The sequence below is a fragment of the Pseudovibrio sp. Alg231-02 genome, from assembly GCF_900143565.1.
GTDB lineage: Bacteria > Pseudomonadota > Alphaproteobacteria > Rhizobiales > Stappiaceae > Pseudovibrio.
The window spans coordinates 324,990-337,023 of record NZ_FREX01000006.1; the positions used below are offsets into that span (position 1 = coordinate 324,990).

Genomic DNA, 12,034 nt, shown 5'->3' on the forward strand with positions numbered 1-12,034 from the left:
GCAATTGCGCGCGTCAGGTTTCGTCCGGCGAAGGCAGCTCTACGTCATTTGAGAGCCAAGTCATTGGCATCGGTACAGAAACTGTCCAGGCCTTAGGATCATCCGCGTCTATCTCTACGTCGCCGTCGAGGTTTTCATAAGGCTCTTCTGCCTCCAGCTCCCTAATGAAGGAATGGTAGAGTTCAAACTCGGGGTCGCGATTGCTCTCTTCGTTGGAAGACAAGGTATCCGAAGGATTATTGGCATGAAACATCGGCACATCGTCATCGGGTGACGTATGACCTGTCAGTTGAAAATAAAGAATCCGGCGAGCATAGTCAGGGTTCACTGGCACGGTGACCATGGCCCCTCCCGCACGGAGAAATTCACGAAACAGAGGGTCAGGATCGCTGAGTGCCATTGTTTCGAGCCATTTTTCTTTGCGCCCCCAATAATAGGGCAGTAACTCATATGTCATCAGGTCCCAGTCAAAGCCCTTTTCGAGCAACTCGACATCCTTCGCCAATGCTTCAGCATTGTCGAGGTGAACACGTGGGAAGTTATCAGGGGGAGCGCCTTCGGGGTTGTGTAAAATCCCTGGGGCGTGGTCAAAAGTATGACCGGTCCATGTCGTGATGCAACCTTTCTTTAATTCTATACGCTCGGTTTGGCGGTTGATTGCAGGTGGTTGGCCTGTAATCTGGAATCCTCCACGCGTCTCAAGCTCGGCCAGAGTTTCTTCGTAGTCAGACCTTTGTTTATGAAAAGCCGCCATGATGGCGTCATAGGTTTCCATCTGCCACTTCCGGAACTCCTGTGCCAGAAGTTTGCACTTAATGCGCACAGCCGCATAAACTCCATAACAACCGTAGTCTCCATCCGGAAGGGCATCGAACTGGGCACCAATTGGTACCTTACCAATGTCGCCGGCCACGGCATCAGGATCATAATTGACGATAACGGGATCAGCGCCGTTTTTTGTTTCAACTGAGAAATATGTTTTGCCCACAATGATATCTAGATCGGATTTACGCACCTCCGCGCCGTTTCGAAAGTTCATCCATAAGAACCGAGAGACTCCGTCGATCTTATGCGCACGATATCCTTTTGGAACGTCAACCTGACTTGGGGTGATGACAAAATGTGAAGTTAGCTCCCGAAACTCGCGATTTATATGTTTGGTAACATACGAAAACCTGGCAGGTGGTGGCTTCACTCCTCCTGCCTCAACCCGGCCAACCAGTCCACGCCAGTTCCCGCGATTAATCATCGCAGGAGTGAGTTTCTTGCCGTTGTGATTGGGGTATTCTGGCTCTGCTGGCACATCCTGCTGATGCTGGCGTGCTTGCGACATAATCCAGAACGCCGCTGGCTCAGGAACGTAGAAGCGATAGAATAGTCGCAAACCATAGTTGAATACCTTTAATCGCGAGACTTGATCGATCCAAAAATAAAGACCTGAGCGGTTCTCACCATCGTCATTCGCAAAGCGGTTTAGGTTGCGTTCTTCGAACTCCTCGACAAGTCTGGCACTTCTCTCATCAAAACTCTTCTCGGTAATGCGCTTGACGGCGCGCTCCACCACTTCACGAGCGTATTGTGTGCTTGTAACAGAGGTCTCTGTCTGACTGTTTGTCTGGCTGAAGTCAAAATAAGCACTCGCTGAAATCGGCCCAAAAGAAGTTGATACTTCCGCCCCGGCTCCAAAACTGGTCTCGGACAGGATCATCTTTTGGGTTTCGTTCGTCAGCTCGAACCGATCATTAGTCTTACGCTCGCTCTCTTCTTCGGAGATTCGCTCAAAACGGCTAATAATCTCACTCTCTTCCCTACGTAGGGAGCGCGTGCTTCGCTCGAAATGCTCTCCGGCCATTATTGTGCGGATGTCTGCGAGTTCGGCAGTGCGATAGCCAAGAAGGTTTTGCTTGACGACATGAAGATCGCCGATGAAAGGTGTAACACGACGGGGTACAGACGACATAACTTTTCCTCAATCTAGCTGCACGGTTCGCTTAACCAATACGGCACCGCGCATTGTCAGTTCTGATCGGATCGACAAGCGCTGTCGCTCCAGCTCGAGTTTTTCAATCTGCTCGTCGATGTCGGCATCAACTTCATCTGGCAGTTGGTTGAGCCAAACAATGCCGGCGGAGGTCAATAAATTTGAGGCATCATCACTGAGCGTTGCCGCCTTCAATCGAGATGTGGATGGGAACTCGCCGGTGCTCGCAGGTTTCGGTTCTCGGATTTGATCACCGGAAAAGACTTTTCCAGTTACAACCGGCGGCAAGAGTGCATCGACTTGCTCCAACTCGTTCTGCGCTTTAACCAACGCTACAATATCATGGTCAATCTGAGTGATACGCTCACGCCGAGCAACGTTCTTCATTTCTGTGTCATCGACGCTGTCTACTGGTAACGGACCAGGCTGCGGCGGCAAAGTATTCGGCACTCCGATGGGGATTGCTGTGAAACGTACGGTTTGCTCACCGTCCTGCGTATTCAGTGCCAGGTGCAACGCAGTAAAGAGCCTTAACCAGAAGAAGATCGAAGAACGCACACGGGCATCGCTGTCTTGTAATGCCGTCAACGCATAGAGTGTGGACCAAAGCGAGGATTGCAACATGTCGGCTTCGTTTGAGCCAAGCCAGTCACTCAGGTCTTCGGTAGACGCCTGTGCTGAGGCAATCAAGGCTGCTGCACCACGAACCCACGTGGCGTTGGGTGAAAGTGGTAATAGAGGGCCTTCGGCCAATACAAGGTGGCGCAATGACGACTCTGCTCGTCGTAATTGTTGCCATTCAGCTTTGCGAGTAAAGGCCTCATCTGACGAACGTAGCTCTACTGACCGATCTATAAGTGCACGGCGACGTGTCTCGTAGTCGCTGCCAGAGGAAACATTGATAGAAGCAAAAAAACTACGTTCTGCCTCCGGATCTGTGATGAGCTGAGCATCTGGACTAGAACCGACGGAAAGATCTGGAAAAAACTCAGCTAAAACATTGAGGAAGTTAGCTTGCTCCAAATCGGGTGGTGAGTATTTTGGTGCCCTAAGCGATGCGAATTTGAATACATTTCGTGAACTCATTGTCAGCTCCAAGTGGCATCGGGAAATACAGGATCGGTGAAATAAGATTTACTGGTGGCGACGCTGCGCAAGTCGTCTGAGGTAATTCTCATCGTGTCAAATCTGATACAACTTAGGAGGATCAGGTCTCCTCGCGGAGGTGACTTCTCTTCGTAGCATTCTACCTTCTCCAAGTTTTGGATTTTGGTAATCGTGCGTTAGCAGCTGTTCAAACCATGCAGATCAACTGTGCAGACGGAATAGGTGGCACATTAAAGACTTGCTAAAACTAATTCTTGGACAAAGCGGCACTGGAAAGAGCAAAAACTAAGACAGAACGGCATAAACACTTTCTTTGCCACCCTGCCAAAATGTGTAATTGTTATCGAAGAGCAACTTCTGAATGAGGCAATTAGGTGCCATGGAGCAAAAACAATTCTTTTCTAGTGATATCAAAGCTGTTTTGCGCCGACAGGCGATTGAAGAGATCTTCGAGTCGCATTTGAAGATGAGTATTGATCTGCCTGAACAAGTACCGGCTACTATGCGACTTAGTGCATATTCCTGTTCTCAATTGAACCTATTATCAATTTCCGGGACCCCGGCTCAGGCAACTCGTAGTGTCAACCAAACCTTTCAATCTCCAGACGACCTTGTTCTATGTGTCACTTATGCTGCAGATGTTTGCATCAAAACAAGTCGTAGCGCTGAGCAAGTTTTTCAGTCGGGAGATGCGCATGTGTGGAAGGCAGACAAAGAATTTTTGTGCAAAGTCAACAAGAACTTCACGACAACTATGATTGGTGTTCCAACTCATTTGATCGAAGGATACGGCATTGACCCTCAACAGATCCTTGACCAGGGTGGAATAGCATCTTCTGCCGAGCTGCGACTTGCCGCCAGGTACTCTCGGATCTTAATTGACGAATCTGAACATCTAGGAATGGAAACTGCGGCGCAGACAGTTTCACATTTGCACGATCTGATCACTTTTGCTCTTGCTCGCGAAAAAGACAGGCTCCACATGGACATCTCAGATAGTGCACGTGCGGCACGATTTGTGTCCTTGAAGAAAGATATTAGCTCTCATTTGCTAGATGAAAACCTAAATGCTGCATCAATTGCTGCACGCCATGGGATAAGCCAGCGCTACTTAAGAGATATTTTTGCTTCCGAGCAAACCAGTTTCAGCAAATATGTCTTGGAACAGAAACTAAGGTTAGCTCATAGAAAACTTTCTGATCCGAAACTGAGGCAATTAAATATTAGCGTTATTGCATATGGGTGCGGATTTGGAGATTTGTCCTATTTTACTCGTTCTTTTAAACGCCTATACGGAGCCACTCCGTCCGATGTGCGGAACCGGTAGTCAATTTATCTCTGTTACAAAAATTAACTGTTTTTTGCTATGAGGCTCATTCAACATCGCTTTGATTTGACAAGGGAGTGTTTTGGCCCATGATCACGACGACAGGAGTGAGACATGAGGTAGAACGGCATGCTACATGAATGGCTGTTTAGAGAATTGCAGGCCCGTCATGAAGATAGCTAACGACGCTTCTGGATGAATTAGCTCAACCCTTGATGGAAACACGCGAATGGCCGCAGTTGGCCCGAAATTCTAGCCATTCCTGACGCGTCGCGCGTGACCATAAGCTGACATTTGCTTCGATGCGATAATTTCCTTGACCTGAATAGGCTTCAACTTTGAGGTGTCCTCATCTAACTTTATACTGAAGTCAGAAAGCACGTGTTCGGTGAACTGAAATAAACACCGTATTCGCAAGTTCAACATTCACTATGACTGAGGACACTCAGGTAACTCATGGACCATGAGGCTTCACAGGCAGTTATGCTTTGCAATCTGATGTTTGCCAACAAGGGGTGAACTGTCTGCATAAAGAACACTCCGGTCACTTTACTCAAGTGTTGAATGGTTTAACCGTCGGTCTGTGGAAGTGCAAAATCTAAGAGAAGGAACAAAACGCTCTTTAGCTATGATCAACGAGATGTTTTGCTAGCATTGGTACGATCTCATTTCTCATTATCTTGAGTGGGTTAATTTGGCGGGAGCGGCCGAAATTTCTACTGGTGAAAACAGCGATTGTGCTTAGTTTAGGTATTACAAACAGGAACTGCCCGCCGCTACCTTGTGCTTGAAAACTTTCGAAAAGTACCTCTCCTACTTTAAATTCATGCTTCCACCAAAGATAACCATAGTTTGGGAAACCAAGGCGTTTCTCTGTGGTTTTGGTGTGCACATCAGTGGAGCGAATGACCCAATCAGGCGAAACGATTTGTCTGCCCTCCCATGATCCCATGTCCAGGTAGAGCTGACCTAGCTTGCCAAGATCCCGACTTGTGAGCTGGATACGATATGGAACATCTGGCCTCCCCTCCAGACGATGGGTCCATTTATAATTCTTAATGCCCAGATGTTCAAATAAATAGACTTTAGCAAACTCGTCAAGCGGCATACCGCTTGCGTTGACTATTGCCTGCCGAAGAGCAATCTCGCCAATACTGGAATATGAGAATTGCTGACCTGGCTTGTTTTTTAACTCAAGCGAAAGAAGCTGACGAACCCAATCTTCGTCACTTTGGTACAACCTGTTTTCGTTGCCGGGAGACCGTTTGTCCCAATCATTTGCATCCAGGCCTGATTGCATTGTCAGTAAATGCTCAAGTGTAATGGTTGCTTTTGGGGGATCTGATTTGAATATGTCAGCATATTCTGGCAGATACATTGCAATGGGATCTTTCACACTTGTGAAGAACCCTTGCTGGATTGCTATGCCGACAAGAATAGAAGTTATGGACTTATTCGCGGAACGTAAATCATTTAAACTATCAATGGTATGCTCGTAAAAATACTCTTCAACAATTACCCTGTTGTTCTTGATTAAAACAAAACTGTGTTGCCACTTGAAATCTGGATCATTCACAAAACGTTCGACAATTGTTTTCAGTCTTTGCTGACTGATGCCTTCACTCGCTGCTTCTCCGATCCACCAGCCGTCTGTTCGTATAGTTGGTAGGGTATAAGTATAAGCATAGTCGCTAAAATACGAATGCGACCGCGCTACGCTAAAGTCATACCAATAGAGGCCAAATCCGATCATGAACGCAATCATGGTTTTAGAAGAAATTAAAATCGTGGTCCAATAGCTTGAAATAGGGCGGAATAAATCCCGCTTCACCAAAGAAATCAGAAGCGTGAGCAGCACGACCCCTGCTGCATAAATCAATAAAAAACTCGCAAGATTCAAATAGGTCTGCATTCCTCTGGCCTCCGTAATCAGCGGGATCAGAAGTGTGCATATGGAAACCCCAAGAGCGGTCCATACGATTGATTTTTTGAGATCAGACATAAGCTAAAAAGTTCCAAAGCATGAAGTAAATTATTGCTAATTCAGAGAGGTACCCGCTTCCTGCTCAGGTTTCTCTGTAAAGTGAATGGTCGTTCAGAAAGCACTGTTCTGAGTAAGCTGAAGGGGCAAAATGGATAGTGCAGTAGAGTTTCATTTGCAGGCGAGCAAATACTTTTTCGGCACCGCCTGAGACCGCTCAAAGAAACCATCAAGCCTTTCGGTAGAGCCAGAGCAAAACCTTATCTGCGTCCGCGAAGGTAAAATGTATGGGGGTAGAGTTTAATGCCCATTGCATTGGCTTAATGGGCTTTCTTCAATACTGCTCTCAGCACGGTTTTCGGGGTTCTCTGGCAGCTCAGAATTTTCAAACCGAATGACAATTCGACCGCGGGTTCTATGCGAGGTCAGAACTCCAATTGCATCTTGAATCCGCTTTAAATTGAATGGTACTTCCATCTCAATTGGTGAGTGGATCTTGTGTTCCGAAGCAAATTGCATTGCATCCTGAGCAACATGTCTGGGTAGGGTTGCACAGAATTTATAACGGGGCCCCCGAAAAATGGTCGAGATGCTTCTCCACATCACATGGCAAACACTTTGGAAAAACTCTTTTCGCGAGAGCTTACGTTCACCTAGATATTGAACTGGGCCAACAACAGTGATGAATTTTCCGCCCAGTTTCAGCCAGCGATATGCGGCTGCCTCATTTCTCAAACCTCCAACCAAATCAAAAACTTTATCGAAAGTGTTGGCTTTTTCTGCAGTAAACTCAGTACTCTGATAATCCAGAGTATTATCTGCCCCGAGAGTGCGTACAAGTTTCGCATTTGCAGCGCTACAAACACCTGTCACATAGGCAGATTTGGCTTTGAGTACTTGGACAAGCACTGATCCGATCGCCCCCGAAGCACCAATAACCAGACACCGTTCACCTGCCTTGATGTTTGCTGTGCGCAATGCACCCCAAGCAACACAGGCTGACAGCATGATTGCCGCAGCTGCTACATGAGACATGTTTGAAGGTTTGAGCATCACATAACGCGCAGAAACACATCTATATGTAGCCCATGAACCATTTTCTCCAGATTCATTCGGGATGACCACAACTTCGTCTCCCAGCTTGAACTGTTTAATAGAACTTCCAATCGCGACGACAATCCCAGAAACAGAAGACCCCATTATGTGAGGGTTATTTACTGAAATATTTTTGGGAGCATAAAATCGGCCAAGTGCAGTGCCTTGGGCTGCATAGATTTCATCAATATGCATTGAAGATGCAATCAATTGAATTGCCACCTGATTTTTAGCCGGTCGAGGAACAGGCAACGTAAGTAACTTCAGTTCATTCGCGACCTGACCGATTTGCGGCTGCTTCGTCAGGGCGATAGCAGAGACCTTTGTGGTGTTGTGGTAGGTTACCGAACTCTCGAGTTGTTCTTTCAATTGCGCAACTCCTTAAAAATCAAAGACACTGGCATAAGACGAAACTGATAAACTGGAACGTCATTCCAAAATCAGCGCTCTGGCACAGCATAATTGGGGGAACATGCTGTGCCAGATTTGTGTATCCATCACGTTGAGTAGACAATTTGCTTTGCCCAGTGAGGTAGCCAAGTTATAAACCGACCGGAAGTCTGTATATTAAGACCGACGGTCGGTTTCAAGGGGAATTTTGTGAAAGCACCAATGCGTAAAAATATGAGCCCTGAAGAACGACGTGCCCAGTTGCTGGACTGCGCGCAAATGTTATTTTTCTCCAAAGGCTTCGAAGAAACGACAGTCCAAGATGTTTTGGAGTTCACAGGTGTGTCGAAGGGGGGATTTTACCATCACTTCAAGTCCAAGGAAGAGTTGTTGTTCGGTGTGTTGGACCGACTAGCTGATGCTGTACTCTCCCAAATGGCAATGGTTGTCGCTGATGAGGGTGCGTCCGCGACCGACCTCCTGCACAATTTCACACACCTACGGGCAAACTATCTGCGGGAGCATGACTACCCGGGGCAAGTGGAAATATTTCGCACGATGAATCAAGAGAGAAATCTGGCGTTGTTGGAGCAGTTCAAACGTAGAGTACGCGTTGGTGCTGTACCAATTCTCTCCCAAATCCTCCAAAAAGGTTGTAAAGAAGGCGTCTTTAAGATCGCCGATCCTGAGACTGCTGCCGAGCTCATTCTTCACATCAGCAACTTTCTTGATTTTGCGCTCTTAAGAGCGATTGATGCGCGGGGAACCAAAAAGGCAGACTTTGCAGCTGAAAAACTACAGGCAGCAATTGACCTACAATTTCTCACGATCGACAGAACTTTGGGTCTACCTGATGGCACAACAAGTTTTGGCTGGCCGGATGCTGTGCATGCGACAATGGAAACTCGTCCAATTGAGTAAGTGGGCGATTGGCAAAGCGCAGCACTGTTGCATCACTGTTTGAGGTGCCGCTCAACTCAGATTTGAAGTATTGGGCCTCAGAAAAAAATGCAAAAGAGTTTCTAAGTCATGCATACTTGATTGAGGGCGGGATTTCTTATGCGCCAGTCTGAGATATTCAAACGATAAAGGACATGCCTTGCTTTGGGATGTTCTTGGTCGAGCGCCGGATGTAAAAAATCTCCATTTAAGTCTCGTTTCATTCCCAGACGCTCCATCACCTTTTGTGAAGGGATGTTCGCTGGAATTGTAAAAGCTACAATTTCCTCTAGATCTAGCTCTTCAAATGCAAAGCGGAGCCACTGTGCTGCTGCTTCAGTGGCGTATCCATTTCCCCAAGCAGATCGTTTAAAGCGCCAACCAATTTCGATGCAAGGATCGAATGGGAGAGGCTTTCCATAATTTGGAATATTCAATCCGACTGCACCTAGAAACTCTCCAGAACTCTTTAAAGTAACTGGCAGCAATGAAACTCCGTTTTGCGCCTGCGCAGCTATGGTTCTTTTGATAAAAGCCATCGCTCCCTTGCGGTCCATTACTTGAGCCATGTGCCGCATAACGACTTGATCAGCACTCATGCAGGCGAACGGACCGAGATCACACTCTTCCCATAACCGATAGGAAAGCCTTTCAGAGGCAATAGGATACTTCATGTTGGCTCCATGAATTGATTGCTAGGGATAGTTCCACTGTGCAGGAATAGACGTAAAGTGAACTCCCGAAAGATGGAAACTCAGCATTAAATGCGATTGCAGCAACGAACTGGTTTACGCAGCCTATTTACAAACCGACCATCGGTTTGTAAATAGGCTGCGTGTCTGCTTTCCAGCATTCCAGTGTTAATGTTCCATGGTAATCTGAGGACTCACTTGTCCTGGAGAGCTATTGCTCGGCGGCCCTTTCCAGCCCAATATACGTATCATCGCTCCAGACCGACCAGGCATTGGCCATTCTGAATATAAGTCGAACTCTCGATTGCCCATTGGCCACAAGACATTCAAGAGCTCCTTGATCATTTGCAGACCCATAAAGCTTTCTTGTATGCCCTCTCTGGTGGCGCACCCTATGCATTGGCTTGTAGTTGGGGTGCTGGCGTTACTCAGAATGATTTGGCGGGTTTCTGACAAGCTTCACTTTCCGACACGTGCATTCGATTAGTCAGCTAGGTACAACACCTTTTAAGAGAAAAGCAGATTTTGAATAGAATGACTTTGGGCTGTATGCCAAGAGACAAGATCATGATGCTTTGATGAGAACGTCTGTAGTAGCTCTCCATCAGAGCTAGCTCAATCGATGCTAGGAACACCCGAATGATCGCATTGGCCCACTTCATAGCAATGCCAACTAGGTAAAGACTTAGGCTTTCAAAACAGACGTAGTTCGCTCATTGAAGTCTAAGCTCATCCTCAGAGCATATTACTACTCTGCCACGTCTGTAGATCTAGATCTCAAAACCGTCTTCTACATGCAGTAAAATCGGTTCGATGTGGTGGTTGAGGGATGGCATGGAGGAGCTGTTATGACCATTACAAACCTTCCTATGATCCGACCAATAAAACCAGCCTGGAATCGTGGCAGGATTGTCGGGCAAAAGCGCCCTTTGCTACCAAAGCACGTTTGGGCCATTCGTGTTCGCCTTGAGCTTGCAGGCAAAGTACGTGAGCTAGCTTTGTTCAATACAGCAATCGATAGCAAACTCAGAGGGTGTGACCTTGTACGTCTTAAGGTTGTCGATGTCTTTACTGCAGGACGAGTGAAAGAGCGCACTTCAATAATACAGAGTAAGACCGGTAAGCCTGTTCAATTTGAACTCATGGAAGGAACCAGATCAGCCTTGTCAAAATGGATAGACAGTCCAGAAATGATCGGGTCAGAGTATTTATGGCCTGGTCGGTTTCATGACAGGCCGCACATTTCAACGCGACAGTATGGTCGAATGCTGAAAGAGTGGGTTTTATCAATCGGGCTAGAACCAAGTTCTTACGGCACACACTCAATGCGTAGAACCAAAGTTGCGCAGATCTACAAGAAGACAGGTAATCTTCGTGCAGTGCAGCTTCTTCTTGGCCACACTAAGATGGACAGTACTGTCAGATACCTAGGTATCGATCTTGAGGATGCACTCTCGCTTTCAGAGAAGGTCGATATTTAGAGGACAAGGAGCTGGAAGGGAGCAGCTCCAAATCCTCTTTCAGTGTTTGACCAGATGCCTATAAACTGATTGCCTTCTCTCTGTATGTTTCAGCAATTTTCTGTATATGCGCCTTACTTCTCCTTCAACGCATGCGCGATTTGGTCTTGCATGGGTTTTATGAAGTAGGAGAGGACGGTGCGTTCGCCGGTTTGGATGAAGCCTTCGACGGGCATGCCCGGGACGAGGGTCTGGCCGTTCAGCTTTGGCATTTCGCTCTCCAGGATCTTCAGGCGTGCCAGATAGAACGGTTCGCCGGTAACCTCATCGCGGGTCAGATCCGGGGAGACGTTGAGCACAGCTGCACCCAGCTCTGGTGTGGTGCGCTGATCGAAAGCAGCAAGGCGCACATAAGCGTCCTGTCCCACTTGCAGCTGATCCACATCAACGGGCTGAACGCGGCTTTCAATCACCAGATCACTGTCTTCCGGCACCACCAGCATGAGGGTATCACCCGGTGCGATCACGCCGCCAACAGTGTGAACGTTGAGCTGGTGCACATAACCGGATTGCGGGGCGCGAATGTCGATGCGCTTCAGGCGGTCCTGTGCAGCCACTTCCTGCTCTTCCAGCTCGGCAATCTGCGAGCGGATGTTTTGCAGGTCGGATAGGACCTTCTCCAAAAACTCTTCGTCCAGCTGTAGGATCTGCACACGCTTTTCGCTGATGGCTTCCTTGGTCTGAGCGACCTGCGAGATCAACCCGCCGCGATCACCAACCAGCTCGGCCCGTTCCCGCTTGATGGCGGTGACCTGAGAGGCGTTGATCAGGCGCTTTTCCAAAAGAGAAGCAAAGTCGGCGAGTTGCTGGGTGACAAGATCAATGCTTTCAGCTTTCGCATCGCGCTGCACCTGCAAGCCTTCAATCTGCTGCTCCAGCTGAGCAATCTGCTCGCCAAGCTGCTTCTTGCGGCCTTTGATGCCTTGCTGACGGGCAGCAAAGAGAGCTTGCTCACCATCCAGAGCAGTGGCAGCAATCTTGTCGGTCTTTGCCAGCTCAACC

Annotated in this window: 9 protein-coding genes; 3 read left to right on the top strand and 6 right to left on the bottom strand. The window is 47.7% G+C overall.

Going from position 1 to position 12,034, the window contains the following annotated elements:
• Positions 1–13: 13 nt before the first annotated feature.
• Positions 14–1,960, bottom strand: a complete 1,947-nt coding sequence (locus DHN43_RS17585; protein WP_108819470.1) for a hypothetical protein — start codon at positions 1,958–1,960, stop codon at positions 14–16.
• 9 nt (positions 1,961–1,969) lie between these two features.
• The gene (locus DHN43_RS17590; RefSeq protein ID WP_159096917.1) at positions 1,970–3,067 is read right to left on the bottom strand and encodes a hypothetical protein; all 1,098 of its coding nucleotides are present in this window, start codon (positions 3,065–3,067) and stop codon (positions 1,970–1,972) included.
• 382 nt (positions 3,068–3,449) lie between these two features.
• Here DHN43_RS17590 and DHN43_RS17595 point away from each other — a divergent pair, with 382 nt between their 5' ends.
• A complete protein-coding gene (locus tag DHN43_RS17595; protein WP_108819472.1) occupies positions 3,450–4,415 on the top strand; it encodes a helix-turn-helix transcriptional regulator in 966 nt (321 codons plus the stop codon).
• A gap of 622 nt (positions 4,416–5,037) precedes the next feature.
• Here DHN43_RS17595 and DHN43_RS17600 read toward each other — a convergent pair.
• A complete protein-coding gene (locus DHN43_RS17600) occupies positions 5,038–6,417 on the bottom strand; it encodes a serine hydrolase domain-containing protein (RefSeq protein WP_108819473.1) in 1,380 nt (459 codons plus the stop codon).
• Positions 6,418–6,696: 279 nt separating this feature from the next.
• Entirely contained in the window at positions 6,697–7,860 is a 1,164-nt protein-coding gene (locus DHN43_RS17605) for an NAD(P)-dependent alcohol dehydrogenase (protein WP_108819474.1), read from the bottom strand.
• A gap of 231 nt (positions 7,861–8,091) precedes the next feature.
• Here DHN43_RS17605 and DHN43_RS17610 point away from each other — a divergent pair, with 231 nt between their 5' ends.
• Positions 8,092–8,802, top strand: a complete 711-nt coding sequence (locus tag DHN43_RS17610) for a TetR/AcrR family transcriptional regulator (protein WP_159096919.1) — start codon at positions 8,092–8,094, stop codon at positions 8,800–8,802.
• 101 nt (positions 8,803–8,903) lie between these two features.
• On the opposite strand, the gene DHN43_RS17615 is transcribed toward DHN43_RS17610, so the two are convergent.
• Complete coding sequence (locus DHN43_RS17615) at positions 8,904–9,494, bottom strand: GNAT family N-acetyltransferase (RefSeq protein ID WP_108819476.1); 591 nt, start codon at positions 9,492–9,494, stop codon at positions 8,904–8,906.
• A gap of 866 nt (positions 9,495–10,360) precedes the next feature.
• On the opposite strand from DHN43_RS17615, the gene DHN43_RS17620 reads away from it, so the two are divergent.
• Positions 10,361–10,993: a tyrosine-type recombinase/integrase gene (locus DHN43_RS17620; RefSeq protein ID WP_108819477.1), complete on the top strand. Its 633-nt coding sequence runs from the start codon at positions 10,361–10,363 to the stop codon at positions 10,991–10,993.
• Positions 10,994–11,106: 113 nt separating this feature from the next.
• On the opposite strand, the gene DHN43_RS17625 is transcribed toward DHN43_RS17620, so the two are convergent.
• A partial coding sequence (locus DHN43_RS17625; protein WP_108819478.1) for an HlyD family type I secretion periplasmic adaptor subunit occupies positions 11,107–12,034 on the bottom strand: 928 nt, incomplete at its 5' end.

Bases quoted from the DNA above. Each gene is read 5' to 3' on its own strand.
- DHN43_RS17620 (WP_108819477.1), top strand. From the start codon at position 10,361: ATGACCATTACAAACCTTCCTATGATCCGACCAATAAAACCAGCCTGG.
- DHN43_RS17615 (WP_108819476.1), bottom strand. From the start codon at position 9,494: ATGAAGTATCCTATTGCCTCTGAAAGGCTTTCCTATCGGTTATGGGAA.
- DHN43_RS17600 (WP_108819473.1), bottom strand. From the start codon at position 6,417: ATGTCTGATCTCAAAAAATCAATCGTATGGACCGCTCTTGGGGTTTCC.
- DHN43_RS17585 (WP_108819470.1), bottom strand. From the start codon at position 1,960: ATGTCGTCTGTACCCCGTCGTGTTACACCTTTCATCGGCGATCTTCAT.
- DHN43_RS17590 (WP_159096917.1), bottom strand. From the start codon at position 3,067: ATGAGTTCACGAAATGTATTCAAATTCGCATCGCTTAGGGCACCAAAA.
- DHN43_RS17595 (WP_108819472.1), top strand. From the start codon at position 3,450: ATGAGGCAATTAGGTGCCATGGAGCAAAAACAATTCTTTTCTAGTGAT.